Raw genomic sequence first — 26,031 nt, 5'->3', positions numbered from 1 at the left:
CGCTCAGCCAGGCGCCGGGCGACGGGCCACGCGCCGTCGGACGTGTTCGACACGACGGTCCACGTCAGTGCGGTGTCCGGGTCGTGGACGCTGCGGAACGACACACCCGCGTCATAGCCTTCGAGGGTGACCGCCTTGCCGGTCCCGTGCAGCCAGAAGCCGAGCCCGTAGCGCCGGGGCCCCTCGGTCGCGTCGCTGCGCGGCCGGAGCATCTCCCGCACCCGCGCCCCGGGCACGATCCGCCCCGCGAAGAGCGCCGTCCAGAACGCGCCGAAGTCCGCGACCGTCGAGTACGCGCCGCCGTCGCCGCTGCCGCGGACCGGCAGGTGGAACACGTTGGTCCGGTCGGAGCCCGATGCGTGCAGGTAGCCTCGCGCCGCGCCGGCGGGCAGCTCGTCGGAGCGCGGGAACCCGGTCCCGGTCATCCCCGCCGGCTCGCACACCCGCCGCGTGACGAGGTCGTGAAACGGCAGCCCGGCGGTGCGGGAGGCGATGAGGGCGAGCACGACGTAGCCGCTGTTGCAGTACGCGAACCGCTCGCCGGCCGGGAACTTCGCCGGATGGCCGCCGAGGACCTTCAGGTAGTCCTCGGTGTCCGCCAGCTCGTGCACCGGCACCGGCAGCACGAAGTCGGTGATGTCGCCGGCGGTGTCCTCGTCGAAGTAGTCGCCGATCCCGGAGCGGTGCGCCAGCAGGTGCTCGACGGTGACGTCCGCGCCGATGAGCGGCAGGTCGGCGCCGAGCAGCTCCCGCGCCGGCGTGTCCAGCGCAAGCGTCTTGTCCTCGACGAGGCTCATCACGGCGAGGGCCGTCAGCCCCTTGGTGGCCGACGCGATGCCGAACCTGGTCCCGACCGTGTTGGGCACGTCCGCCGCGCGGTCGGCGAGGCCATACGCCGCGGCGAACTCCGTCACGCCGGCACGGTCGACGCGGACCGCGCCGGAGAAGCCGGCGATGTCGCCGAGCATGGGCAGCTCCCGAGATCTTCGGTGGTGACGGCGCGCTTTTTGGAGAAGTAACCGTCACCGGCGCACCGGAAGTTGCTGCGGCCACCGTACCGGGGACCGTGGCGACCTCGCCGCTCATTTTCAGGCGGGCAGGTGGCATTTTCAGGCGGGGCAGGTGGCATTTCAGGCGGGGCAGGCGGCCCCGAAGGTCGGGCGCTGCGTCAGCGTGAACCGGCAGCCGAAGTCGTCCGCGGCCACGGCCCGGCGGTCCAGGATCGCGTCGCCGGCCGGCCGGTGCCCGGTCCTGACCCACGAGACCAGGTCGTCGAAGCCCTGCGCGAGCTCCGGCACGGTGAACTCGCAGTGCCCGAGGGCCCGCACCGCGCGGGACACGAACAGCTTCCCGCGGCCCTGCAGGGCGGCGCGGCGCGCGTACTCCTGCTCCATCGACAGCGGCACGAACAGGTCGCCGATCGTGTGCATCGACAGCACCGGCACCCGCGGCCGCCCGTCGACGCGCGGCACCCCCGACAGGTCCCGCGACGGCCGGTCGGTGCGGTCGACCCGCAGGACGTCGCGGTTGACCCGCAGCTCGTCACGGCTGAGCCACGGGCTGTCGTCGCTCTGGTACAGCGTGAACCGGTTCGACGTGAGGTTGCCCTCGGCGATGCCGGCGGTGCCGCCGGACAGCCCCGGGTAGACCCCGAACAGGAACGGCACCGTGGTCAGCGGCGGGATCCCGGGCAGCGCGCTCCAGTAGGCGATCGCGTTGTCGAAGCCCGGCCGCGTGCCGCCGCTGCGCTGCTCGACGAAGTCGCCCCACGTGCGGCCCAGCGCGGTCAGCCCCGCCCCCTGCCCGAGCAGCGGCACCTGCCGGGCGATCTGCTGGCGGTACACCTCCTGGAACGACGGATCGACGGGCGCCTTCGGGAACGTGATGGCGGTGCCGGTGAGCGCCGCCGCGGTCACGTTGGCGTCGAGGAAGTAGTCGAACAGCTCCGCGTCGCCGAGGACGCCGCAGACGGGCATCGCGCCGACGAACGCCTGCGGGTGCTCCTCGATGGCCACCGCCGTGACGTGGCCGCCCATCGACGCGCCGGTCATGTAGACGGACCTGGCGCGCAGCCCGGTGCGCTCCTTGAAGCGGTCGATCAGGGTGTACGAGTCGCGCACGCCCTGCCCGACGTCGTAGCCGTTGGTCGCGTAGCTGGACGCGGCCCAGGCGAAGCCGCGCGACAGGTAGTGCGCGCGCAGCGACGGGCTGTCGACGAACACGGTCGTGCCGAGTCCGCGGTACCCGTGCGCGTACAGCACCAGCTCGCCGTTCCAGTCGGCGGGCTTCTCGATGCGGTACGCCGCACCGTCGGCGATCCCGGTCCACACGCTCGACCCGTTGACCGGCACGAACGGCGTGCCGTTCACGTCGCAGCCCGGATCCGCGACCGTGTAGCCGGGCTGCGTGGTGCTCACGACCGGCGGGCCGCAGACCGGCGGGTCCGCGGCGGCGGGCGCCGGGACGGCGAGGATGCCCGCGACAAGGATCAACGACGCTACGCTGCGCATCCACACATGAGACGCTCGTCGATGCCTTGCTGTCAACGACTGTGTGCACTCATCGTGCTTGTTATCGTCGATTTCGGGTTTCGCGGTCTGCCTTCTAGACTCCCGGACCCATGGAGCGCCGTCACCTGCGTTGGATCATCCCTGCCGCGGGCGGCGTGCTCGCCGTCGTCGTGTCGCTCGTGCTCGTCCTGCAGGACACCGGCGAGGCGGCCTGCGCCTCGGTCCCCGCCGCGCCGGCGGCTCCGGCTTTTCCCGCGCTGGCGCCGGTGATCGAGAACGTGCGCTCCGGCAGCGCCTCCTACTACAGCACCAACCGCAACGGCATGTGCAACCTCGGCGCCCCCTCCACCGACGCCTACGCCGCGATCGGCCCCGCCGAATGGGCCGGCGGCGCGGCGTGCGGCTCCTACCTCGCCGTGACCGGCCCCAACGGCCAGACCACCAACGTGCAGGTCGTCGACCAGTGCCCGTCCTGCCCCGCCGGCAAGATCGACCTGAGCAAGGGCGCCTTCTCCCGCATCGGCTCCGTCAGCGCCGGCATCATCCAGATCACCTACGGCACCGTCCGCGACCCCGACCTCGCCGGCCCCCTGAAGGTCCGCGCCAAGGGCGGCACCGGCTACTCGTCCCTCTCGGTCGTCCTGGACAACCACGGCAACCGGCTGTCCACTGTGGAGCTCCAGACGGCCGCCGGCTGGACGCCGCTGAAGCACAACACCGACAACACGTGGACCGGCCCGTCGGGCCTGACCGGCCCGGTCACCCTGCGCGTCACGGACGCCTCCGGCCACCAGGTCACGCTGTCGGGGATCGCCCTGGGCTCGTCGGTGTTCCAGCAGACGCCCACGCTCATGTACAGCCCGGCCCCGCCCTCTCCGTCCCCGTCGCCCTCCCCGTCCGAGTCCCCGTCGGCCGCCGCCACCACCCCGGTCGCCGCCGCCGCGGCCAGCACCGCCCCACCCACCTGCTGAAAGCGATCGCGGCGGTTCCCGGGGTGCGACATCCGACCTGGGAACGCGACTTCGTTCTTCCAGCCGCACAACGAACCCGCCCACCGGCATCACCTGGCTCCTGGATGCGCGGCGGGGCGCAGGGGTGGGCGGCGGCGGGTGCGGCGGCGCAGGGTGATGGTGAGCCAGGTGAGCATGGCCAGGGCCCACAGGGCGACGAAGACCGTGGTCGCCGCCCAGCGGGCCAGCGGGAACACCGACGGGGCGGGGGAGGGGCCGCCGAAGGCGCCGGCCGTCACCAGGTCGGTGGCGACGTCCACGTCCCAGATGACGCCCTTGGGCTTGGTGAGCAGGGACTTCGTGGTGCCGCCGGGGGTGAGGGCCAGGAGGTCGGCGTCGGAGACAGCGCGGTAGGCGGCAGGTGGGTCGTCGGAGGGTTCCCCGCCGTTCGTCTCGTCGGTGTAGCGGACCAGGACCGCGGTGCCGTCGCGTTGCCAGCCGGCGAGGCGGGCCGTGGCGCCGCCGAAGGTGGGGAACGTCGTGGGGAGCTCGGTGCCGGTCGTGGTGGACAGGACGGTGAGGCGCCAGGACCTGGCGTTGCGGGCGGCGTTGGAGCAGCCGGTGGTGCAGCCGTCGGCGATGGTGAGGACGCCGAGGCCGGTGCCGTCCGCGGTGTACGACCACGGGCCGCCGAGGTGGGCGCCGGCCGGCAGGGTGGCGAGCGGGCGGCGGGTGCCGGTGGCCGAGTCGAGCAGGGCGAGCTCGCGGCCGAGCTGGACGGCGACGGTGCGGCCGTCGGGGGAGAAGGCGGCGGCGTCGCGGCGGGTGCGGCCCAGGTCCAGCAGGTGCGTCGCGGCGCCGGAGCCGACGTCGAGCAGCCACAGCGCGCCGTTGTCGGACCCGGTGGTGTCGGCGCCGTCGAAGGGCGTGTCGGCCCAGGAGGACGCGCCGAACCGGTGCACCAGCAGGCGGCGGCCGTCGTGGCTCCACGCGACCGGGACGGCGGGGCCGGAGCCCTGGTGGCGCCGCTCCTCGCCGGTGGTCAGGTCCACGATGGACACGTCGGTGTCGCCGGTGCCGAGGAGGCGCTCGTAGGTGCCGTTGCCCGCGGCGTAGCGGCCGTCCGGGGACAGCAGCACGTCCTGGCCGGCCTGCAGGTAGGTGGTGCCGAAGGGCAGGACGCGGTAGGAGCCGTCGCGGCCGATCGCGCTGATGCGGCTGCCGTACGTGAAGGGCAGGTCCATCGCCTGGTAGCCCCCGCCGCCGCTGACCAGCAGCGCGGCCGGGCCACGGGGCGAGCCGGCCACGCTGGCCTGCCAGGGCCAGGGCTCGTGCAACCGCCCCGGCACGGTGCTCGTCCCGCTCGCCGGGACCACAGCGCCGTCAACCCCGCTAAGTGCAATGGAAGCGGCAAATGCCAGTACAATAGCGAAAATGGCAAATGTCGACATTTGCAACCGGTGTCGGCGGCGGCCGCGGCGGAACAGGTCGGACGGGACGCGGGCGGCGGGCATGTCGTCGGCGGCCGCGGCCAGGCGGCGGGTGAACTCCTGCGTCATCCTCGCACCTCCAGTTCGGAAGGGTCGCCGAGCAGCTCCGGGGCGACCGCCCGCAGCCGGGCGAGCGCGTCGCGGGTCTGGCTCTTCACCGTGCCGACGCGGCAGCCGAGGATGTCGGCGGTCTGCGCCTCGGTGAGGTCCTCGAAGTAGCGGAGCACGATCACCGCGCGCTGCCGCGGGGCCAGCCTGGCGAGCGCGGCGCGGACGGCCACGCTGCCGGTGACCGCGTCGGACTCGTCGGGGCCGGGGCGGTCCGGCGGGTGCGCCACGTGGACGGTCCGCCCGCGGTGCCGCCGCCACGCGGACACGTGCTGGTGGTAGAGGGCGCGGCGGACGTACGGGTCGGGGTCCCCGCCGGCCGCGATCCGCCCCCACCGGCCGGCCACCCGCAGCAGCGTCTCCTGCACCAGGTCCTCGGCCAGGTGCCGGTCCCCGGTGAGCAGGAACGCGATCCGCGACAGCGCGGCGACCCGCTCCCGCACGTACGCCAGGAACGACTCCTCTGCGTCCACGTCCACCTCCACACCCTCCGACACGCCACCGCGCCGGGAAAGGAGGGGTGTGATCCATGACGAGTTTTTGCGTCGATTCTTGCGTCGATTTGGGTCGGGCGGGTATCAAGGGGGCAACGGAAGTTCGATCGTCGAAATATTTGTCTCCGGAAGGTACAGAGCGTGGGCACACGAGTGACGGCGGCCGTCACGAGCCGGTTCGGCGCGGTCCTGATCCTGCTGGTCACGGTGGGGCTGACGGCGCTGGTGTTCCTCACCTCGCCCGCCCAGCCGGAGAAGGAGCCCGCCGACGGGCTGCCGGCGGGCAAGCAGTCGACGAAGGTCATCGAGCTGGCCGACCGGTTCGCCAGCGGCCGCGCCGAGGTGGCCGTCGTCGTGTACGAGCGGCGCGACGCACCCCTCACCGACGCCGACCGCGCGGCGATCGAGCGGACCAGGACCACCGCCGGCGGGCAGGCGCCGGCCGTCGTCGCCGAGGACGGGCGGGCCGCGCTGCTGCCCGTGACGCTCACCGGCGAGGGCGACGAGCTGTACGCCGCCGTCGACAAGCTGCGCGAGACCGTGCACGGCGGCCTGCCGGCCGGGCTGAGCGCGCAGGTGACCGGCGGGCCCGCGTTCGGGCGCGACATCTCCGCCGCGTTCGAGGGCGCCGACGTCACGCTGCTCATCGCCACGGCCAGCGTGGTCGCGCTGCTGCTGCTCATCACGTACCGCAGCCCGCTGCTCTGGATCGTCCCGCTCGTCGTCATCGGCGTCGGCGACCAGGTCGTGGCGAAGCTGCTGCCGTGGGTCGCCGTGCTCGTCGGCGAGCGCACCGACGCGTCGGTCAGCGGCATCGTGTCCGTGCTCGTCTTCGGCGCCGGCACCGACTACGCGTTGCTGCTGATCTCCCGGTACCGGGAGGAGCTGCGCCGCGCCGACGACCGCCGGGAGGCGATGCGGGTCGCGCTGCGCAACGCCGCGCCGGCCGTCGTCGCCAGCGCCGGCACCGTCGTCCTCGCGCTGCTGACGCTGCTCGCGGCGGTCCTGACCGCGAACCGGACGCTCGGCGTCGCCGCCGCGATCGGGGTCGCCGTGGCGCTGCTGTTCGGGCTCGTGGTGCTGCCCGCCGCGCTGGTGTGCCTGCCGCGCGGGATCTTCTGGCCGTTCGTGCCGCGGGTCGGCAGCGACGACCCGACGACCCGCGGCCTGTGGTCCCGCGTCGCGCACGCCGTCGGCCGGCACCCCGCCAGGGTCCTCGCCGGCGCCACCGTCCTGCTCGCGGTGCTCGCCGGCGGCCTGCTGAGCACGTCGATCGGGCTGTCGCAGACCGAGCAGTTCCGCACGCAGGTCGAGTCGGTCACCGCGCAGGAGGCCCTCGCCAGGCACTTCCCCGCCGGTTCGGCGCAGCCGGTGACCGTGATCGTCCCCGCGGCCGCCACCGACCGGGTCGTGGCCGCCGTCGAGGGCACGGACGGCGTCGCCGCGGTCGGCCGGCCCGAACGCTCCGACGACGGCACGCTGACCAAGCTGCGCGTCGACCTGAAGGCCGGATCGGGCACGCCGGCCGCCGACGACACGGTCCGGGCGCTGCGGTCGGCCCTCGGCGCGCTCTCGGCCGGCGAGACGCTCGTCGGCGGGGCGCCTGCCGCGGACCTGGACAAGCGCGACGCGTACAGCCGCGACAACACCGTCGTGGTCCCCCTGGTGCTGCTGGTGGTGCTGCTCGTCCTCGTGCTGCTGCTGCGCTCGGTCGTGGCGCCGGTGCTGCTCCTGCTCACCGTCATCGTCAGCTTCGCCGCGAGCGTCGGCGCCGCCGGCCTCGTGCTGCGGCACGTCCTGGACATCCCGGCCCTCGACGCGGGCGTGCCGCTGCTGAGCTTCCTGTTCCTCGTGGCGCTCGGCGTCGACTACAACATCTTCCTCGTCACCAGGGCCCGGCAGGAGGCGGCGGCGCTGGGCGACACCCGCGCGGGCGTGATCCGGGCGCTGGGCGCGACCGGTGGCGTCATCACCTCCGCCGGCATCCTGCTCGCGGCCGTGTTCACCGTGCTCGGGGTGCTGCCGGTGATCGTGCTGACGCAGATCGGGGTGATCGTCGGCATCGGCGTCGTCCTGGACACCCTGGTGGTGCGGACCGTGGTCGTGCCGGCGATCGCCCTGCTGCTCGGCGAGCGCTTCTGGTGGCCCGCCCGCCCTACCACGGCTTCGTCTTCCGGCGAGTCCGCTCAGAGTCCGGATGCTCCGGCGCATCACCCGGGCCGGCACGTCGCGACCGGGGCGCCGGGGCGGCACGCGGGGTGACGGGTCAGGCGTCGTACAGGTCGGCGTAGAGCTCGTCGAGCGCCTCGGCGTGCGCGCCGATGACGTTGTGGGCGTGGTCCTCACCCTCCGGCAGCATGTGGTGGGTGAAGGCCGCGCCGGCCGCCTCGGCCAGCCGTCGCGGCACGGCCACGGCGCGCACCGCGTCGATGACCGTGTCGCCCGGCGACGTCACGACCGCGACCCGCCGCAGCGCGCCCACCGCCGGCCGCTTCGGGAGGTTCGCCGCGACCCGCAGGTACTGGGCGACCGCCGTGAACGAGTAACCCCGCGCGTCGACGTGGTCCGGCAGGAGGCGCAGGCCGTACAGGGTGGTCAGCGGCCACGGCACCCGCCGCCGGGGCGCGAACAGCGGCGTGATCAGCAGCAGCCGGGCGACCGTGTCGCCGCGGCTCGCGCCGAGCCACGTGGCGAGGGCCGCGCCGGCCGACACCCCGACGACCCCCACCTCGTCGCCCAGCGTGGCGGTGACGTCGAGCGCGTCGCCGGCGTACCGCAGCAGCTCCCGCGACGTGAAACCCCTGTGCGTGGCGTCCGGCGTGCCGTGCCCGGGCGCCGCCGGCGCGTAGACGTTGCACCCGCGCTCGTAGAACAGCCCGGCGAGCCGCTCGACCTGCCGCGGCCCGTGCGTGTACCCGTGCAGCAGCAGCACGGCCTTCGCCGTCCGCCCCCCGTGGCTGCGCCGCAGCGTCATAGGTCGTTTCCCATCGGTCGCGCGCCTGACAGCGCGCCGACGATGGTCGCATCCTGGGGAACGGGCACGATCTGGGGGGCGGTCAGCGCCTGACGACGTCGTGGGCGAGGCGGAGCAGGTCGGGCACGGCCGGGTGGGTGAAGGGCTCCCGCCACGCGAGGATCACGTCGACCGGGGGTGTGTCGGTGAGCGGGACGTAGCGCACCGCCGGGTTCGGGTGCATCGCGGCGGTGCCCGCGGGTGTCACGCCGACCGCGTCGCCGGCGATGATGACCGACAGCCAGTCGTCGGTGTTCTTCACGGGCACGACCTGTGACGGCGCGGCGTCCGGCGGCCACAGGGCGAGGGTGGTGCTGCCGGTCACCGTGTTCAGCGCCAGGGGCTCCGCGGCGAGGTCGGCGAGCGTCAGCGAGGCGCGGCCCGCCAGGGGGCTGTCGTCGGCGACCGCGGCGAGCCGGGGCTCGCGCATCAGGTGGGCCGTCACCACACCGGGGACGTCGGGCGCGCCGCGCAGCACGGCGACGTCGACCGTGCCGGACGCGAGGCCGGCGCTGCGCTCGTCGAGGCGCAGCAGCTCCAGCACGGTGTCCGGGTGTGCCCGCTTCCACCGTCGCTGGAGGCTGGTGGTGTACGCCCCGAGCGCCGACCACGCGTGGCCGAGCCGGACCGGCAGCCCCCGGGACCGGTCGGGGTCGAGGGCGTGCTCGACGGCGGCGATCGCGGCGGCCGCGTTGCGGCGGAACTCGTGGCCGGCCGGGGTCAGCGCCAGGTGGTGCGTGGAGCGGTCGACGAGCCGGGCCCCGAGGTGCGCCTCCAGCTGCTGCAGGGTGCGGGTCAGCGCCGGCTGGGTCAGGTGCAGGCGGGCGGCCGCGCGGGTGAGGTTGCCCTCCTCCGCGATGGCCAGGAACCCCCGGAGGTGCCGCAGCTCGATGGTCGCCATTCCCGCCGCCTTCAAAGGCCCCACGCATGGCCGGCCCCTCCGCGGCGCTGCGGACTGGTCATGCGCGTCAAGCATAACCACCGGCGAAACGGCATTTCCCATGATCCGCGCCACTGCATAGCGTTGCCGTGTGACCGACGTCCTGACCGCGCCCGCCCCGACCACCGTCGCCGTCGAGTCCAAGGGCGGCGGGGTGTGGCGGGTCCTCGCGTCGCAGACGTCCGTCCACAGTGGGGCGGCCGTCGCCACCACCCTCTTCCCGCTCGCCGGGGCGGCCGGGGTCGTGTCGCTGCGGCTGCTCATCGGCAGCGCGGTCCTCGTCGCGATCGGACGGCCGAGGCTCAGGGGGTACACCACCCGGCAATGGATCCTCGTCGGCCTCTTCGGCGCCGTCCTCGCCGGCATGAACCTCGCGTTCTACGTCGCCATCGCGCGCATGCCGATCGGCCCGGTCGTCACCCTGGAGGTGCTGGGGCCGCTGACGCTGTCGGTGGTCACCGCGCGGCGGCGGGTGGCGTGGCTGTGGGCGCTGCTCGCGCTCGCCGGGGTGGCGCTGCTCGGCGGCGGTGGGTTCGACCAGCTCGACCCGCTCGGGGTGGGCTGCGCGTTCCTCGCCGGCGCCGCCTGGGCCTGCTACATCATGCTGTCGGCGCGGGCCGGCGCCACCTTCCCGAAGCGCGACGGCCTGACCCTCGCGATGCTCGTCGCCGCGCTGCTGGCCCTGCCCGCCGGGATCCTCGGCGCCGGCGCGGCGTTGACCGGCCCCCGCGTGCTCGCCCTGGGCGCCGCGGTGGCGGTGTTGTCGTCGGTACTGCCGTACACGTTCGAGCTGACCGCGCTGCGCCGCCTGCCGACGTCGACGTTTGCTGTGCTGATGAGCCTCGGCCCGGCGATCGCGGCGCTGATGGGGTGGGTGCTCCTCGGCCAGGACCTGCACCCGGCGCAGATCGCCGCGATCGGGTTCGTCGTCGCGGCCAGCGCGGGCGTGGTGCTGTGGAAGGACCGCGGGGCCGCTACAGGCGCGGCAGCCGGATCGTGACGACGGTCCCGCGCGGGTCGTTGGGGGCGGCGGTGACCGTGCCGCCGTGCTGGGCGGCGGTCTGCGCCACGATGGCGAGGCCGAGGCCCGAGCCCGGCATGCCACGGGCGGCCGGCGAGCGGTAGAAGCGGTCGAAGACGTGCGGCAGGTCCTCGGCGTCGATGCCGGGGCCGGTGTCGGCGATCCGCAGCACGCACCAGCCCTGCTCGGCGGTGAGCCCGGTGTGCACGGTGGCGCCGGGCGGGCTCCACTTGGCGGCGTTGTCGAGGACGTTGACGACCATGCGCTCCAGCTCGTTGGGCCGGCCGTGGACGGGGGCGGCGTCCGCGTCGAACGTGAAGGTCACCGCCGGGACGCGGATGCGCACCCGGTCGATCGCGGCCGCCACGACGTCGGTCAGCTCGACGTCCTCGGCCGGCTCCCGGGTCGTCTCCTCGCGGGCCAGCTCGACCAGCTCGGTGGTGAGCGCCGCCAGCTCGCCGACCTGGGCGTCGAGGTCCCGCAGCAGCTTCGCCCGCTCCTCCGGCGGCAGCCGGTGCGCCAGCTCGGGCTGCCGCTCCACCGCCAGCAGCAGCTCGATGTTGGTGCGGATGCTGGTCAGCGGGGTCCGCAGCTCGTGGCTGGCGTCCTCGACCAGGGTCCGCTGCGACTGGCGGGCGGCGTCGATCGCGGCGAGCATCGTGTTCACCGACTGGCCGAGGCGGGCGATCTCGTCGACGCCGTGGATCGGGACGGGCCGGTTCAGGTCCATGGTGACGGCGACGTCCTCGACGGCCTTCGTCAGCTGCTGCACGGGGACCAGCCCGGCGCGGGCGACGGTCCGGCCGAGCGCCGCGGCCCCGCCGATGCCCAGCACGCAGCCGGCGGCCATGAGCAGCCCGAACATGGTCAGCGTCCGGTTCGCCGGGGTCTGGTCGGCGGCCACCTGCACCGCCCCGCCGCCCCGGCCCGCGGCGACGGTCAGCATCAGGTAGCTGTGCCCGTCGAGGAGCACCCGCTCCTGGACCTGCTGCTCCTCACCGGCCGCGACCCGCCGCGCGCCGTCGGTGACCGGCAGGTCGTTCGTCGAGTGCGCGGTGACGGTGGCGTCGCGGCCGAGCACCTGCCAGCGCGGCCCGATGTCGCGCCGGAACCGCGGATCCCGCCGCCCGCCCGGCCCCTGCGGCGGCGGGCCGTCCCGCCACAGCTCGGGCTGCGCGACGACGGACCGCGCGTCGGTCTCCAGCTGCGAGCGCAGCTGCTGGCGCTGGATCTGCGCGACCGCCGCGAACGCGATCCCCGCGACCGTCAGCACCGCCGCCGCGACCGCCGCCGTGACCAGCAGCGACAGCCGGTCGTGCAGCGTCCTGCGCCGCCACCACCGCCCCAGCACCGCCCGGGCCCGCTGCACCGGGGCACCTCCCGCGGGCTTCACAGGGGCTCCTCCCGCGGGCTTCACAGGGGCTCCTCCCGCGGGCTTCACAGGGGCTCCTCCCGTAGGACGAAGCCGACGCCGCGGACGGTGTGCAGCAGGCGCGGGCCGCCGTCGGCCTCCAGCTTGCGGCGCAGGTAGCCGAGGTACACGTGGATGCTGTTGGACGTCTCGCCGAAGTCGTAGCCCCACACGTGCTCGAACAGCGTCCCGCGGGTCAGGACCTGCCGCGGGTGGCGCAGGAACACCTCGAGGATCGTGAACTCGGTGCGGGTCAGCCGCAGCGGGTTGCCGCCCCGCCACACCTCCCGGGTCGCCGGGTCGAGCCGCAGGTCGGCGAAGGTGAGCAGGTCCGACGGCGGCTCCGGCGGCGCGGACAGCAGCGACCGGCGCAGCAGCGCCCGGATCCGGGCCAGCAGCTCCTGCAGCGCGAACGGCTTCACCAGGTAGTCGTCGGCGCCCGCGTCGAGGCCGGCGACCCGGTCGCCGACGCTGTCGCGGGCGGTGAGCATGAGCACCGGCACCAGCACGCCCTCGCCGCGCAGCCGGCGGCACGCCTGCAGGCCGTCCATCCGCGGCATGCTGACGTCGAGGACCATCACGTCGGGCTCGTCGGCGTGCGCGGCGTCGAGGGCCTCCTGCCCGTCCCGGGCGGTGTCGACCTGGTAGCCCTCGAACCGCAGGGTCCGCGCGAGCGAGTCCCGCACGGCGGCGTCGTCGTCCACGACGAGGATCCGCATTCCGTCCCCCTTCCGCTGCCCAGCTTGCCTCACCCCGGCCTCAGCCGGCGGGCCAGCCCTCGGTGACTCGGACAAGGCCCGACGCCGTCACCATGAGCGCCTCGTAGCCGTCGAGCTCCTCCAGCCAGTCCATCGCCCAGGGTCCGCGGGCCGCGGCGGCGGTCGCGTAGACGTCGGCCCACAGCAGGTCCGGGCCGGTCACGGTGACCGCCCGTACTCCGGTCGCGGCACTGCCGGTGTACGGGTCGACGATGTGATCCCCGCGGTGGGTGCGGCCGGAGGTGGCGACGGCGCCCGTACCCCGGGTCACGACGTGCGCCACCCGGTCCTCGGGCGCGTCCGGGTCCTCGACGCCGATCCGCCACGGCGGCTGCCCGTCCGGCGCGTGGACGAGCACGTCGCCGCCGGCGTTGACGCACCAGCCGAGACCGGCCGGCAGGTGCGCCGCTGCCCGCTGCACGGCCCACCCCTTGACCAGCCCCGACGGGTCGTACCGGGGGCGGCCGGTGCGCGGGTCGGGCAGCCCCCGCGGGTCGAACCACCCGCCGGTGCGCTCCCGCGCCTCGTCGCACAATGCGATCACGGCCTCCAGCGCGGGCGTCGGCGGCGCCTCGCCCCGTTCCCAGCGGGACAGGTCACTGTCGTCGAGGTACGGGCTGCACGCCGCGTCGTCGCGGCGCAGGTCCGCGAAGACCCTGGCCACCGCGGCCTCGGCGGGCGGGTCGCCGGCGCCGGGGCCGCGCAGGTGGACCGAGACCGGCAGCCCCATGATCTGCTCGACCCACGCGCGGCGGGGCAGGGTGGCGGTCATGACAGGTGCGCGGCGTCGATCGCGGCCTGCAGCGACTCCTTGTAGCCGTCGCTGGTGACGGTCGCGCCCGAGACGGTGTCGATGTCGGCGCTCTGCGCGGCGACGACCGCCTTGTTGAGGATCGGCAGGGCGCGGGCGTTGATCTGGCGGTCCTTGCCGTTGGCGTCCGGGTACACGGGCACGGTCACACCGGTGATCTTCCCACTGGCGACGGTGATGGTGACCTGGATGTCGCCCCAGCGCGTCGACACCACCGACCCGTTGTAGGCGGTGCCGCCCGTCGCCCCGCTGGTACCCGTACTGCCGCTGCCGGTAGCACCCGTACCGTCCGTGCCGCCGCTGCCCGTACCGCTGCCGCTGCTGTCGCCGCCCGTACCGCTGCCGCTGCCGCCGCTGCCCGTACCGCTGCCGCTGCCGCCGCTCGTGGTGCCGCCTCCGCCGCCGGAGGCGGTTGCTGAGCCGGTCGCCGCGGTCGCGGTGCCGCCGAGGCTGGTGCGGTAGCTGAACAGCAGCACCACGGCGGCGAGCGTCGACAGCAGCCACAAGGTGATCCGTCGCACGGGGCGATCCTCTCCGTTACCAGGCGAACTGTTCGGTGTGCACGCGCGACGCGGGGACCCCGGCGGCGCGGGCGGCGGCGCGGGCCGCCTCGGTCCACGAGTCGGGCCCGCAGACGTAGACGTCGGCCGCCGCGATCGACGGCGCCACCCTGCGCAGCGCCTCCGCGTCGCCGATCCCCGCGGCGTGCCGCGGCAGCCACGACGCGTCACCGGCGCGCGGGCCCAGCAGGTAGACGACCCGGACGCCACGCTGCCGCGCCAGCCAGTCCAGCTCGTCGCGGAACGCGATCTCCGCCTCGCTGCGCGCCCGGTAGAGCAGGGTCGCCCCGCCGGCGCGGTAGGGCAGCTCGCCGAGCAGCGCGAGCAGCGGCGTCACCCCGATGCCGCAGGCCATCATGACGACCGGGCCGCCGGTGTACGACTCGCCGGTGAGCCGCCCGTACGGGCCCTCGACCAGCGCGCGGGTGCCCGGCGTGAGCGACGCGACGCGGGAGCTGCCGTCGCCGAGGTCCTTCACCGTGATGCGCAGCACCCCGGTGTGCGGGGTCGCCGACAGCGAGTACGGGTGCGCCCTCGTCCAGCCGGGACCGTCCAGGAACCGCCACTGGAGGAACTGGCCGGCCCGGACCGGTAGCTCGTGCAGGTGCCGGCCGGTCAGGTAGACCGAGGTCAGCCCCGGACCCTCCGGCACGACGTGGCTGACGGTCAGGCGGTGCCGCGCGTTGCGCCACACCGGCAGGCCGACCCGGTAGACGAGGACGGCGCCGGCGGACACGGCGTACAGCGTCCACCAGTACGCCGTGGACAGCGGCGACGCGAGGAAGTCCGCGCCGGTCCAGAGCTGGTGCGGCAGGGCGAGCCCCACGCCGAGGTAGGCGTACAGGTGCAGCAGGTGCCACGACTCGTAGCGCAGCCGGCGCCGCGCCGCCCGCATCGACGTGACCACGACCATGACCAGCGCGACCGTGCCGGCGGCGGCGAGCAGCATCCCCGGGTATTCGACGGTCAGCTCCCACAGCTCGGCGAACACGTTCGCGTCGGACGCGACCGCGTAGCCGATGGTGATGAGCACGATGTGCGCGACCATCAGGTTGAACGAGGTGAACCCGGTCCAGCGGTGCCAGCGCGCCAGCCGGTCCTGCCCGAACGCCCGCTCGACCAGCGGCACCCGCGCCATCAGCAGCACCTGGAGCAGCAGCAGGTCGGATGAGACCAGGCCGGTGAGCCGGCCCGCCGCGGACCACGCGTCGCCGCCGCCGGCGAGGAGCTGCTGGACGCCGCCGTTGGCCACCCACAGCGCGGCCACGACGAGCAGGCTCGCCATGGCAGCCACGCCGCCCGCGTCCGCCCACCATCTGGGGGTCGCGGCCGGGCGCGGCGCCGCAACTGTCATCGTCATGCGTTCAACTATTGGGGGACCGGCTGACAGGTGCCTGTGAGCCGGTTAAAGGTTGTCTAAGAACGCCCCACGACGTTCTGCCACGCGTCGGCCGGCAGCAGGTACCCGGCCCGCACGTTGGCGACGTCCGCCAGGATCACCTTCGCCAGGTGATCGCCGCGGTGCGGGTACAGGCGCCGCAGCGTCGCGGCGTCGAACGGCTGGTGCGTGCCGAACAGCCGGCAGAATGTCTCGCCGGTGTTGTCGCCGGTGTTCAGCGCGGTCGGCACCGACACCTGCGACAACCGGATGCCGCCGGTGGCGAGCCCGAGCGCGTCGCGGGTCTTCGTGCCGTCGGCGCCGAAGACCAGCGGGGGAGCGACCGGCGGGGGAGTGCCCCGCCGCACCCAGCGGATCAGGTGGTCGTAGGCGGCGGCGACGACATGGTCGAGCGGCACCCTGCTGAAGGGCGGGCTGCCGCAGGTGTACTGGGGTGCCGCCCCCAGATCCCGCACGGAGATCGGCGCCCGGTACTCCTGGCCGCGCCACCCGGAGTGCGCGGCGCCGGCGACCTCCCAGCGGCGGAACCGGTCGGTGTCGGCGGGCCGGTCGGGGGTCCGCACGTCGGTCTCGGACAGCACCTGGAACACCGGCTCGGCGCCCACCCGGGTCGGCGCGGACCCGACGACGAACGCGTAGCCGTCGAAGACCGGCGTCACCTTCGGCAGGATGCTCTGGTAGTACACCGTCATCCGGGCGGCGGACTGTGAGGCGCCGATCGCGAGCGTGGTCCGCGGCCGGAGCGACCGGGTGACGGCCGCCGCGGCCTTCGCGAAGATGTCGTAGGACAGCTCGTCGGCGGTGAACCGGCCGCCACCGGTGACGTCGAGCGTGCCGTACCGGGCCGGGCTCCAGCCGCGCAGCTGCTCGACGCCGACCCGCTGCGCGGACACGCCGACCCACGCGTGCCCCTGCCGGGTGATGGCGTCGTGGTCCCACAACGCGTCGAGGTCGTAGCCGGCGGTCACGTTCTGCCACTCGACGAGCGCGGTGCCGCTGAAGCGGGCCGGTGACGGTGACCGGCGGCGCCTCCCGCGCGGCGTGCGCGGGCACGGCCGGCGCGGCGATGAGCGTCAGGGCGGCCAGGAGGGTGGCGGCGAGTCGTGCCGATGCACTGGGTGACATGGATGTCACCCTTGCCGCGCCGGCGGGCGGCGGCATCGGTGGAATCGCCGGTGCTCCGGCCCGCGGGCCTCGCTCGCCGGCTCGCTGACCGCCACCTTGCTCGACGCCGGGCGGCCGGGACGCGGTGCCGGGCCGTCAGCCGGCGGCGATGGCCTCCTCCACGGTGGCGTAGCGGGTGAGGATGCGGTCGAGGTTGGTGATGTGCAGCACGTTGTCGACCAGGGGGCGGGTGCCGGTCAGCCGCAGCCAGCCCCCGGTCTCGGCGAGCCTCGACCGCGTCCGCACGAACAGGTTGAGCCCGCTGGAGTCGCACATCGGCACGTCCGACAGCTCCAGCACCAGGTGCAGCTCCGGACGTTGGGTCAGGTCGGACAGGACGTCGGCGAGCGGGGCAAGGGTGTCGTAGAGGACCTTGCCCCGCACCGACACGACGACGGCACCGTCGCGGTCGGTGACGTCGGCGGTGACGTGTTCATCCGCCACCTGGGACTCGTCACGGTCCAGGGAGAACTCCACAACCCCGAGCGTAACGGGAACCTGCGGACAGCCACAGGGTCCGTTTCCCGCGCGGCGCGGTTGGGAATCCGTACACCGGCCGCGGGTGGCACGAGCGGCCGGTGTGACGGATGGGTCGCACACGCGACTGTGTTTGGTTTGCCGAGGGGTGAGCGAGGCATGGCGGCGACGGTGGAAGCGCGCTGGCTCGAAGCGTTCAGCGCGATTCTCGACGGATCGCACCTGTTCCAGCCGGACGGGCTGGCGACGGCGGTGGACGCGGCGCTGGCGCCGCTCGGGATCGACGCGACCATCTACCTGGTCGACGAGGAGCAGCGGGTCCTGTGTCCGGTGCCGCGTCCACGGCACCCGCTGCCTCCGCCGCAGCCGGTGGAGACGACGGCGGCGGGGCGCGCGTTCGCGATGGTCACGTCGAAGCAGATGGGCGACCGCGGCTGGTGCGTGCCGATGGTCAACGGCACCGACCGTCTCGGGGTCGTCGAGTTCGAGGTCGGCGAGGCCGAGCCGCAGGTGCGCGACGGATCCCTGCGGGCCCGCTGCGAGACCCTCGCCGGGCTGATCGGCCACCTGGTCACCGTCACCTCCCACAAGGGTGACTTCCTCGCCCAGGTGCGCCGGTCCCGGTCGATGACGCCGGCCGCGGAGCTGCTCCGGCAGCTGCTGCCGCCGCTCACGTCGGCCTGCGAGCGGATGGTGATCAGCGCGATCCTCGAGCCGTGCTACGACGTCGGCGGCGACGGCTTCGACTACGCGATCGACGGCGCGCGGGCCAGGATCGTGATCCTCGACGCCGTCGGGCACGGGCTCGCCGCCAGCCTCGCCTGCGGGGTGGCGATGTCGGCGCTGCGCGCGGTCCGCCGCGCCGGCGGTGACCTGCGGGAACAGGCCCGCGCCGCCGACACCGCGCTGACCGAGCAGTTCCCGGACAGCCGGTTCGTGACCGCCGTGCTGGCGGAGCTCGACCTGGAGGCCGGGCGGCTGCGGTACATCAACGCAGGACACCCACGGCCGCTGCTGCTGCGCACCGGGCGGGTCGTGCACGACCTCGCGGCCGGCCGCCGCATGCCGCTCGGGGTGCACGACGACGTCGAGGTGGCCGAGGAGGACCTGGAGGGCGGCGACCGGCTCCTGCTCTACACCGACGGCGTCACGGAGGCCCGCGACGCCGCCGGGGAGGAGTTCGGCGTGCGGCGGCTCATCGACCTCACCGAGCGGCACGCGAGCGCCGGCCTGCCCGCGCCGGAGACCCTGCGCCGGCTCGCGCACGCCGTCGCCGAGCACCAGGGCGGCGCGCCGGCCGACGACGCCACCCTCGTGCTCGCCGAGTGGTCACCGGTCGCGGCGCTGCGCAGCGCTCCGTACCAGCAGCGCCTGACCTGACCGCGCACCGGCTGTGACGTCGGTCTCGTCGTCGAACTCGCCGATGACCTCCTCCAGGAGGTCCTCCAGGGCGACGAGGCCGACCGGCGCGCCGTCCTCGGTGGCGACGGCGAGCTGCGCCCGGGACTCCCGCATCGCCCGGACCGCGGCGAGCACGCTGGTGCGGGCCGGCAGGGTGAACGCGGTGATCATCAGGTCGGCGGCGGTCGCCGCCGTGCCGGCCGTCGTCGCCCGCAGCGCGTCGCGGACGTGCACGACACCGACGACGCCGCCCGTGGCGCCGACGACCGGGAACCTGGACCGGCCGGTGGACCGGTTGGCGAGCTCGACGTCGGTCGCGGTGGCGTCCAGCGGCACCGTCGCCATCGCCGCCGCCGGGGTCATCACCTGCGTGACGGTGGTGTCCTGCAGCTGCAGCACCCGGCTGAGCAGCTCCTGCTGGTCCTGGGCGAGCGTGCCGTGCTGCCGGGACGACTCCAGCAGCATCATCAGCTCCTCCGGCCCGTGCGCCGCGGACAGCTCGTCCTGCGGCTGCACCTTGACGAGCCGCAGGCACGCGTTCGCGAGGCCGTTGAGCAGCGCCAGCAGCGGCCGCACGACCCGGGTGAAGGCCCGGAACGGCAGCGCCAGCCCCCGAGCGGAGCGCTCCGGGTTGCTGATCGCCCACGACTTCGGCGCCATCTCGCCGACCACCATGTGCAGGAACACCACGACGGCGAGCGCGATCACGAACGCGATCGGGTAGCTGAAGCGCTCCGGCAGTCCCACCGCGTGGAACAGCGGGTCGAGCAGGTGTGCGATCGCGGGCTCGGCGAGCGCGCCGAGCCCCAGCGAGCACAGCGTGATGCCCAGCTGCGCGCCGGCGAGCATCAGCGACAGCTCGCGGCTGCCGGCGAGCGCGGCGGCCGCGGCCCGGCTCCCGTCGGCGGCGGCCTGCTCGAGGCGGTGCCGCTTGCTGGCCACGAGGGCGAACTCGGCGGCCACGAAGAACCCGTTCGCCGCCAGCAGCACCGCCGACACGAGAAGCGCCCAACCCGTGCTCACGCCGTCACCTCCGCTGCGCTCCGGCGCCGGCCTGAGCCAACCCTGCAATGCTGGTTCGCGGCTCCTCCGCTGCGCTCCGGCCCGCTCACGCCGTCACCTTCTTCGGAAGGACGGACACGCGGACGGTGTCGGGGACGTGGCGGTGCACGGTCAGGACCTCCAGGCGCACCTCGCGGGGCGGGGCGTCGTCGTCGGGGAGTGCGGGCGGCAGCGTGACCTCCACGGTGTCGCCGGGGCGCGGGATGCGGCCGAGACGCTGCAGCACGAGGCCCGAGACGGTGTCGTAGTCGTCGCTCTCCGGCAGCGTCACGCCGGTCGTGCGGGCCACCTCGTCGACCCGCCAGCGGGCCGGGACGAGCCACGAGCCGTCCGGCTGGCGGACGGCGGACGGCTCCGGCGCGTCGTCCTCGTCGCGGATCGACCCGACCAGCTCCTCGGCGACGTCCTCCAGGGTGATGATGCCGGCGAAGCCGCCGTACTCGTCGATGACGCAGGCCAGCTGCCGGTGCTCGGTGCGCAGCCGCTCCAGGACCGCCGGCAGCGCCGCCGTCGACGGCACCAGGACCGGCGGCAGCGCGATCTCCGCCATCGTCATCCTGTGCCGGTCCGCGGCGGGCAGCGCCACGAGATCGGCGCCGCCGACGACGCCGATCAGGTCGTCGACGCTCTCACCGACGACGGGGAAGCGGGTGTGCCCGGTGTCGAACAGCTCGACGAGGCGGATCGCCGGGTCGGTCGCGGCCACCGTGACCACGTCGACCCGGGCGATCATCGCCTCCTCGGCGGTGCGCGCCCGGAACGCGAGCCCGCGCTGCAGCAGCTGCGAGGTGTCGGCGTCGAGCAGCCCGCCGGTGCGCGACTCTGCGATGATGCGCTCCAGGTCCTCCGGGGTGGCGCCCTCGGGCAGCTCCTCGATCGGCTCGATGCCGACCCGCCGGAGCAACCGGTTCGCCGCCGCGTCGAACATGCGGATCACCGGGCCGGCCGCCGCCAGGTACACCAGCGTCAACCGGGCCAGGGCCCGGGCGAGGGCCTCCGGCCGGGCGATCGCCCAGTTCTTCGGGCCGAGCTCACCGAGGACCATCTGCACCACGGTCGCCATCAGCAGCGCCAGCACCACCGCCGCCGACGCGCTCGCCGCTTGCGGCACCCCGGCCGTGCCGAGCAGCCGCGCGAGCCCCGTGCCCAGGTAAGGCTCGGCGACAAAACCGACGAGCAGGGCCGTGACGGTGATGCCGAGCTGCGCGCCCGACAGCATGAAGGACAGTCGCCCGGTGACGCGCAGAGCGCGCCGCGACGCCAGGTCACCGTCGTCGGCGGCGCGTTTGAGCTTCGCGCGGTCCACGGCCACGTAGGCGAACTCGGCCGCCACGAAGTAGCCGGTGGCGGCGGTGAGGACCACGATGAGTGCGAGGCCGATGAGGATCAGCATGAGGGACCATTAGCCAGCCGGGCAGTGCCCGGCCCGGTACTCCAACCAACCATGATCCGACGCTAGCAGGCTTCGCTGAACGATCGCTGGGAAGCACCAGGGACCGGTGCCGCGCGACTGAATCGATCCAGAGGCTCGACCGATCCATCCGTGTCGCGGTGATTACCTCCGATGTCGCCGGGTATGGGGCCGGCAATCCCCCGAACACCCTGGAGGTTGTGATGGCTGAGCTCGAACCCGCGGACCGGGGCGGGAACGGCGTGCGCCGCTCCGCCGGCGAGCTCGACCAGATGGCCGGCGGGCGCGGCGGCCCGCCCGCGAACAAGGCCGTCACGCGGATGCCGCGGTGCGGCCACCGGGCCGCGGACTACCTCGCCGGGCACGAGCCGGAGGGCGTCCTGGAGTGCGTGCGGGACGCCGCCCGCGGCCGCCCCGACACGTTCCTGCTCGCGGCCGCCGCGGCGGGGTTCGTCGTCGGCCGGCTCGGCGAGGGCGACTTCCGGGACGGACAGCCGGGCGACGGCGACCTGTGGCGCGCGTACAACGGCAGCTTGTACAACGGCCGCGGCTACAACACGAGCGGCCAGGCGCGGACGACCCGCTGAAACCCGGCACGCGACGTGAAAGCACGCGGTGTGAGGGCGGGGGCGCGGACCGGCCGCGCCCCCGCCGTCATGCGCTGGTGACCGGCGGCTCCGCCGACCACGGGAAGTTGATCCAGCGGTCCGTGCGCCGCCACACGTACTCGCACGGCACGACGCTCTGCGGCTTCTCGTACAGCACCGCGATGCGCACCTCCGAGGCGTGCGCGACGCAGAAGTCGCGCACGACCCGCAGGGTGGCGCCGGTGTCGGCGACGTCGTCCGCGATGAGCACCCGCGCGCCGGCGAGATCCTCGCCGTCGGGGGTCGGGCGCAGCACCACCGGAGCCTCGAGCCGCTCGTCGACGCCCGTGTAGTACAGGACGTTCATCATCACGATGCTCTTCACGTCGAGCGCATACCCGAGGGCGCCGGCCAGCAGCAGCCCGCCGCGGGCGATGGACAGCACCACGCCGGGCCGGAACCCGTCGTCGGCGACCGCCTGCGCCAGCTCCCGCGAGGCCGCGCCGAACTCCTGCCAGCTCAGCTCTTCCCGCTCTTCCATCGCCTACCCTTCGAGCGCCTTCCACGGCTTGGGGGTCCACACCCAGTGTCCGTTGACGTGGACCAGACCGTCGAACGCCATGCCGGAGTCCTTGCCCGGTTCGGTGTACTTCCACCGGTACCAGGTGACCCCGGGCTGCAGGTGCGGCCCGACGTCCTTGTAGCCGCCGGGGAACTCGGCCTCGGCCGCGGCGGTCCACGCCTTCAGGTCGTCGCTGCTGGCCTTGGCCACCTTCAGCTCGGTCTGGCCCGCGCTGCCGGCGACCTCGACCTTCTGCCCGGTCCACACGTTCTTCTTGTAGAACTGCTCGGCCTTGGCCGCGGCGGCGCCCACGAACAGCGCCTTGTAGTCCTCGGCCGTCGGCTGCAGCTTCTGTACGAGCGCGGGGTCCTTCGGCAGCGCCTGCAGCAGCGCCTTCGCGCCGTCGTCGCCCTTCGGGTACTGGTCCCCGCCCTGGGTCGCGGCCGCCCCGGCGGTGGTCGCCGGTGCGGCGGGGGAGTCGGCCTCGTCGGCCTTGCAGCCGGCGGCGGTGAGGCCGATCAACGTCACCAACAAAGTCGAAAGCGCCAGGCGCTTCATGCATGCTCCTTGATCGTCGGTTCGTGTGCGCGGACCAACGTACAAAGGCGATGCAACGGCCTATTTCAGGAACGCGCTGACCGTCGTCGCGAGCCAGGCCGGGTCGTCGAGCCACGGGGAGTGCCCGCCGGCGGGCTGGACGGCCACCTCGGCGTGCGGGAACAGGCCCGCGTAGTCGGCGGCGCGCTTCGGCGGCAGCGCCACGTCATACTCGCCCGCGATCAGCAGGACCCGCGCCCGCAGGCCGCCGATCGCCGTCCGGGCCGCCGCCGCGTCGACGCCGTCGTAGTACATCTTCGCCGCCTCGTCGTTGCGCAGCCGGTCCTGCTCGGCGGCCTGCGCGCGGGCGGCGTCGTCCCACCGCCCGGACTTGAACGGCGTGATCGCCGCCCAGTCGGCGGCGACGGCCTCGCCGGCCCACACCCGCTCGAACGCGGTGAACGCGGTCGGGAACCACGGCTCGGCGTGGCGCAGCCGCGCGACCTCCCGCCGGTCCGCGTCGGCGACCTCCAGGCCCACCACCCGGGGCGACGGGTTCACCAGCACGAGCCGGCCGATCCTGTCGCGGTGGCGGGTGGCGTACAGCACCGCGACGGCCGCACCGGCGGAGTGCGCCAGCAGGTCGATCCGGTCCAGCCCGAGGTGCTCCCGCAGCGCCTCGACGTCGTCGGCGAGCCGGTCGCAGCGGTAGGTCGACGGGTCGCGCGGCTCCTCCGACCCGCCGGTCCCGCGCAGGTCCAGCCGCACCAGGTCGTGATGCGCGGACAGCCCGCCGAGGTCGCCGAGGTACGACGAGGCCACCATCGGCCCGCCCGGGACGCAGATCAGCGGGCTGCCGGCGCCGCCGCGGTGGTACGCGAGCCGGGTGCCGTCGGCACCGTCGAAGAAGTCCACCGGGCGATGATATGCGTGCCGCTCGATCGAGTCCCGCCCGCGTTTCGCGCCGGACCCGGTGGGGCATGGGCATGACGTGGGCGGGCAGGAGCGCAGCGGATGGCTGCGAACCGGGTTTGCGGTGCTTGGCTCAGGCCGACGCCGGAGCGCGGCGGAGGCGGCGGCATGAGCCGTCTCGTTCGCGTCATGGCCGCCGCGGTCGCCCTCGTGGTCGGCGCCGGCTGCGCCGTCGGCACCGGCGGCGACCAGGAGCAGCGTGGCGCCCCGCTCGGCGGCGTCCTGGGCCGCGCGCCCGACGCCACCCGCGCCGACCAGACCGCGCGCGACGCCATCGCCGACGTCGAACGGTTCTGGTCCGCCACCTACCCGCGCCTGTCCGGCGGCGCGCCCTTCCGTCCCGTGACCGGCGGCTACCACCCGTACACCCGGCAGGACCCGCCGCCGCCGTGCGGGCCCGAACGGTGGCGGTACCAGCCGAACGCCTTCTACTGCTCGGCCGGCGACTTCATCGCCTGGGACGCCGAGACCCTCGTCCCGCAGCTCGATGCCGACTTCGGCCGCCTGCTCGTCGCGGTCGTCTTCGCCCACGAGTACGGCCACGCCGTGCAGACCCGCCTCCAGCAGGGCGGCCAGCCGACGATCGTGCTGGAGCAGCAGGCCGACTGCTACGCCGGCACCTGGATCGCCGACATCGCCGCCGGGCACTCCTCGAAGTTCGCCGCCGCCACCCCCGCGGAGCTCGACAGCACCGTCGCCGGCATGCTCACGCTCCGCGACGAGCCCGGCGTCCCGGCCCAGGCCGAGCAGGCGCACGGCAACGCCTTCGACCGGGTCCGCGCCCTGCAGGAGGGCGTCGAGCAGGGCGCCGGCCGGTGCGCCGCGTACAACGCCCGCAACCTGCCGGTGACCGAGGTCCCCTTCAGCTCCGAGGAGGAGGCCGCGTCCGGCGGCGACCTGCCCTACGAGCAGGCGGTGTCCGAGTTGTCCGCCGACGCCTCCGCGTACTGGAGCCGCGCCTACCCCCGGCTCACCGGCAAGCCGTGGAAGCAGGTCGAGGTGGTCCCGTTCGACCCCGCCGACCCGCCCGACTGCCCCGGCCAGGACCCGTCGCCGGCCTTCGCCTGCACGAGCCGGGACTTCATCGCCTTCGACGACAAGCAGCTGGGCCCGCAGCTGTACGAGCACATCGGCGACAACGCCATCGGCATGCTCCTGGCCGACCTGTTCGCCCGCGTCGCCCAGGAACGCCGTGGCGCGCCGGCCACCGGCCGCGAGGGCCAGCTGACGGTCGACTGCCTGGCCGGCTCGTGGACCAACGACCTGCTCAACCGCACCGAGGGCCTCCGCCTCTCCCCGGGCGACCTGGACGAGGCCGTCGCCGCCCTGCTGGTCTTCGGCCGCGCGGGCTCCAGCAACGACGCCACCGCCTTCGACCGCATCGCCGCTTTCCGCGACGGCACCCTGGGCGGCCTGCCCAAGTGCGTCTAGGTCCTGTGCCGCCGGCCCGGCCGCGTCGCTTCCGGTTGGCTCGGGAGGAGTAGGCCTTGTCGGCGGTCACCGGGTCCGGGCGTTGTGCGGGGTCGTCAAGGCCGACCAGGACGTGAACCGCAAGGCCAGAGGGTCATCAGCCAATGGTGGTCCGGATCAGGGTGGCGCAGGTGTCCGGGGCGTCGGAGAACGGGAGGTGGCCGCAGCCCTTGAGGCTGACGTGGCGGGCGTGTGGCAGTACGGCGGCGGCGCGGCGGGACTGGAAGGCGGGGAGGATCGCGTCGCGGGTGCCCCAGGCGACGGTGACCGGGATGGTGTCGAGGGTGCCGGGGTCGGTGAAGCGGTGGCCGGCGAACGCGGACCTGGCGGCGGTGAAGGCGGGGGCGGCCACCAGGGCGTCGACGTCGGCGAGGCACACCGCGGGGTCGAGGCGGGCCGGGTGGCCGAAGAACAGGCCGAACACGGCGATCCGGCCCGCGGCCGTCGACGCGAGGGCGGGCAGCGCGGGGCGGGCGAGGCGGCCGAAGACCCGGGCGCCGGTGACCGAGGCCTGGCACCAGCGGCGGGAGAGCGGGCCCCAGAAGCCGATCGGGGCGAACGCGGTCACCGACCTGGCCACGCCGCGGCGGCCCAGCTCGAGCGCGATCCCACCGCCGAGCGAGCTGCCCGCCACATGGAACGACGCCGCACCCGGGAACGCGGCGGCGGCGAAGCTGGTCACCGCGTCGGCGAACGAGGCCACGTCGGCGTCGGCGCCCGTGCGGGAGGCGCCGACGGAAGCGCCCGCGGTCGGTGGGGAGGCGCCGAAGCCGGGAAGGTCCAGCGCCAGCACGTCGAAGTGGGGGCGGAGGGCGGGCAGGACCGGCTCCCACAGCTGCCAGCGGCTGCCGATGCCGTGGAGCAGGACCAGGGGCTCGCCGGTGCCGGACCGGTGGTGCGACAGCGAGGTCACGAGGGTCACC

At 74.4% G+C, this 26,031-nt stretch carries 24 protein-coding genes and 1 pseudogene; 6 read left to right on the top strand and 19 right to left on the bottom strand.

Annotated features, from left to right (window positions below; genetic code table 11):
- A partial coding sequence (locus tag ABZ321_RS18070) for a serine hydrolase domain-containing protein (RefSeq protein ID WP_354892411.1) occupies positions 1 to 968 on the bottom strand: 968 nt, incomplete at its 3' end.
- Positions 969 to 1,130: 162 nt separating this feature from the next.
- Positions 1,131 to 2,510, bottom strand: a complete 1,380-nt coding sequence (locus ABZ321_RS18065; RefSeq protein WP_354892408.1) for a phthalyl amidase — start codon at positions 2,508 to 2,510, stop codon at positions 1,131 to 1,133.
- A 110-nt stretch (positions 2,511 to 2,620) separates the two neighbouring features.
- Here ABZ321_RS18065 and ABZ321_RS18060 point away from each other — a divergent pair, with 110 nt between their 5' ends.
- Positions 2,621 to 3,481 (top strand): expansin EXLX1 family cellulose-binding protein, encoded by an 861-nt coding sequence (locus tag ABZ321_RS18060; protein ID WP_354892405.1) that lies wholly within the window; start codon positions 2,621 to 2,623, stop codon positions 3,479 to 3,481.
- Between the two features lie 89 nt (positions 3,482 to 3,570).
- Here ABZ321_RS18060 and ABZ321_RS18055 read toward each other — a convergent pair whose 3' ends face one another.
- Positions 3,571 to 4,797, bottom strand: a complete 1,227-nt coding sequence (locus ABZ321_RS18055; protein ID WP_354892402.1) for a hypothetical protein — start codon at positions 4,795 to 4,797, stop codon at positions 3,571 to 3,573.
- 218 nt (positions 4,798 to 5,015) lie between these two features.
- The gene (locus ABZ321_RS18050; RefSeq protein ID WP_354892399.1) at positions 5,016 to 5,537 is read right to left on the bottom strand and encodes a SigE family RNA polymerase sigma factor; all 522 of its coding nucleotides are present in this window, start codon (positions 5,535 to 5,537) and stop codon (positions 5,016 to 5,018) included.
- A 156-nt stretch (positions 5,538 to 5,693) separates the two neighbouring features.
- Here ABZ321_RS18050 and ABZ321_RS18045 point away from each other — a divergent pair, with 156 nt between their 5' ends.
- On the top strand, positions 5,694 to 7,814 hold the full coding sequence (locus ABZ321_RS18045) for an MMPL family transporter (RefSeq protein ID WP_354892396.1): 2,121 nt from the start codon (positions 5,694 to 5,696) through the stop codon (positions 7,812 to 7,814).
- Positions 7,815 to 7,818: 4 nt separating this feature from the next.
- Here ABZ321_RS18045 and ABZ321_RS18040 read toward each other — a convergent pair whose 3' ends face one another.
- Together ABZ321_RS18040 and ABZ321_RS18035 are read right to left on the bottom strand one after the other, a co-directional pair.
- Positions 7,819 to 8,526, bottom strand: a complete 708-nt coding sequence (locus ABZ321_RS18040) for an alpha/beta fold hydrolase (RefSeq protein ID WP_354892394.1) — start codon at positions 8,524 to 8,526, stop codon at positions 7,819 to 7,821.
- An 82-nt stretch (positions 8,527 to 8,608) separates the two neighbouring features.
- Complete coding sequence (locus ABZ321_RS18035; RefSeq protein WP_354892391.1) at positions 8,609 to 9,466, bottom strand: LysR family transcriptional regulator; 858 nt, start codon at positions 9,464 to 9,466, stop codon at positions 8,609 to 8,611.
- A gap of 130 nt (positions 9,467 to 9,596) precedes the next feature.
- Between ABZ321_RS18035 and ABZ321_RS18030 the strand changes: the two genes are divergently transcribed.
- Positions 9,597 to 10,505: an EamA family transporter gene (locus tag ABZ321_RS18030; RefSeq protein WP_344498454.1), complete on the top strand. Its 909-nt coding sequence runs from the start codon at positions 9,597 to 9,599 to the stop codon at positions 10,503 to 10,505.
- Here the strand turns inward: ABZ321_RS18030 and ABZ321_RS18025 are convergent.
- From ABZ321_RS18025 to ABZ321_RS17995, 7 genes and pseudogenes are all read right to left on the bottom strand, one after another.
- On the bottom strand, positions 10,480 to 11,919 hold the full coding sequence (locus ABZ321_RS18025; RefSeq protein WP_354892388.1) for a HAMP domain-containing sensor histidine kinase: 1,440 nt from the start codon (positions 11,917 to 11,919) through the stop codon (positions 10,480 to 10,482). The genes ABZ321_RS18030 and ABZ321_RS18025 overlap by 26 nt on opposite strands.
- Positions 11,920 to 11,963: 44 nt before the next feature.
- On the bottom strand, positions 11,964 to 12,656 hold the full coding sequence (locus ABZ321_RS18020; RefSeq protein ID WP_344498457.1) for a response regulator transcription factor: 693 nt from the start codon (positions 12,654 to 12,656) through the stop codon (positions 11,964 to 11,966).
- Between the two features lie 40 nt (positions 12,657 to 12,696).
- Positions 12,697 to 13,467 (bottom strand): FAD:protein FMN transferase, encoded by a 771-nt coding sequence (locus tag ABZ321_RS18015; protein WP_354892385.1) that lies wholly within the window; start codon positions 13,465 to 13,467, stop codon positions 12,697 to 12,699.
- Positions 13,464 to 14,027, bottom strand: a complete 564-nt coding sequence (locus tag ABZ321_RS18010) for an FMN-binding protein (protein WP_354892382.1) — start codon at positions 14,025 to 14,027, stop codon at positions 13,464 to 13,466. Before ABZ321_RS18010 ends, ABZ321_RS18015 begins: the two co-directional genes overlap by 4 nt.
- A 16-nt stretch (positions 14,028 to 14,043) precedes the next feature.
- Positions 14,044 to 15,426 (bottom strand): ferredoxin reductase family protein, encoded by a 1,383-nt coding sequence (locus tag ABZ321_RS18005; RefSeq protein WP_354892379.1) that lies wholly within the window; start codon positions 15,424 to 15,426, stop codon positions 14,044 to 14,046.
- Between the two features lie 56 nt (positions 15,427 to 15,482).
- Positions 15,483 to 16,469 (bottom strand): annotated as a pseudogene (locus tag ABZ321_RS18000) (alpha/beta hydrolase domain-containing protein); the annotation flags it as partial.
- 256 nt (positions 16,470 to 16,725) lie between these two features.
- On the bottom strand, positions 16,726 to 17,106 hold the full coding sequence (locus tag ABZ321_RS17995; protein ID WP_344498465.1) for an STAS domain-containing protein: 381 nt from the start codon (positions 17,104 to 17,106) through the stop codon (positions 16,726 to 16,728).
- Between the two features lie 159 nt (positions 17,107 to 17,265).
- On the opposite strand from ABZ321_RS17995, the gene ABZ321_RS17990 reads away from it, so the two are divergent.
- Positions 17,266 to 18,486, top strand: coding sequence for a PP2C family protein-serine/threonine phosphatase (locus ABZ321_RS17990; RefSeq protein ID WP_354892375.1), 1,221 nt, complete (start codon positions 17,266 to 17,268; stop codon positions 18,484 to 18,486).
- Here ABZ321_RS17990 and ABZ321_RS17985 read toward each other — a convergent pair.
- Entirely contained in the window at positions 18,436 to 19,530 is a 1,095-nt protein-coding gene (locus ABZ321_RS17985) for a hemolysin family protein (RefSeq protein WP_354892372.1), read from the bottom strand. The two genes, ABZ321_RS17990 and ABZ321_RS17985, sit on opposite strands and share 51 nt — an antisense overlap.
- An 85-nt stretch (positions 19,531 to 19,615) precedes the next feature.
- The gene (locus ABZ321_RS17980) at positions 19,616 to 20,962 is read right to left on the bottom strand and encodes a hemolysin family protein (RefSeq protein ID WP_354892369.1); all 1,347 of its coding nucleotides are present in this window, start codon (positions 20,960 to 20,962) and stop codon (positions 19,616 to 19,618) included.
- A gap of 221 nt (positions 20,963 to 21,183) precedes the next feature.
- On the opposite strand from ABZ321_RS17980, the gene ABZ321_RS17975 reads away from it, so the two are divergent.
- Complete coding sequence (locus ABZ321_RS17975; protein ID WP_354892366.1) at positions 21,184 to 21,567, top strand: hypothetical protein; 384 nt, start codon at positions 21,184 to 21,186, stop codon at positions 21,565 to 21,567.
- A 67-nt stretch (positions 21,568 to 21,634) separates the two neighbouring features.
- On the opposite strand, the gene ABZ321_RS17970 is transcribed toward ABZ321_RS17975, so the two are convergent.
- Genes ABZ321_RS17970 through ABZ321_RS17960 form a run of 3 tightly spaced genes read right to left on the bottom strand, consistent with a single transcriptional unit; the run spans position 21,635 to position 23,581 of the window.
- Positions 21,635 to 22,108 (bottom strand): phosphoribosyltransferase family protein, encoded by a 474-nt coding sequence (locus ABZ321_RS17970; RefSeq protein ID WP_344498473.1) that lies wholly within the window; start codon positions 22,106 to 22,108, stop codon positions 21,635 to 21,637.
- 3 nt (positions 22,109 to 22,111) lie between these two features.
- Positions 22,112 to 22,687, bottom strand: a complete 576-nt coding sequence (locus ABZ321_RS17965; protein WP_354892363.1) for a hypothetical protein — start codon at positions 22,685 to 22,687, stop codon at positions 22,112 to 22,114.
- 60 nt (positions 22,688 to 22,747) lie between these two features.
- Entirely contained in the window at positions 22,748 to 23,581 is an 834-nt protein-coding gene (locus tag ABZ321_RS17960; RefSeq protein ID WP_354892359.1) for an alpha/beta hydrolase, read from the bottom strand.
- A 165-nt stretch (positions 23,582 to 23,746) separates the two neighbouring features.
- Here ABZ321_RS17960 and ABZ321_RS17955 point away from each other — a divergent pair, with 165 nt between their 5' ends.
- Positions 23,747 to 25,069: a zinc metallopeptidase gene (locus ABZ321_RS17955; RefSeq protein ID WP_354892356.1), complete on the top strand. Its 1,323-nt coding sequence runs from the start codon at positions 23,747 to 23,749 to the stop codon at positions 25,067 to 25,069.
- Between the two features lie 136 nt (positions 25,070 to 25,205).
- On the opposite strand, the gene ABZ321_RS17950 is transcribed toward ABZ321_RS17955, so the two are convergent.
- Positions 25,206 to 26,021, bottom strand: coding sequence for an alpha/beta fold hydrolase (locus tag ABZ321_RS17950; RefSeq protein WP_354892353.1), 816 nt, complete (start codon positions 26,019 to 26,021; stop codon positions 25,206 to 25,208).
- Positions 26,022 to 26,031 lie beyond the last annotated feature (10 nt).

It is taken from the genome of Dactylosporangium sp. NPDC006015 (assembly GCF_040614215.1).
Taxonomy (GTDB): Bacteria; Actinomycetota; Actinomycetes; order Mycobacteriales; family Micromonosporaceae; genus Dactylosporangium; species Dactylosporangium maewongense.
This window is presented reverse-complemented; position numbering and strand designations above follow the sequence as displayed.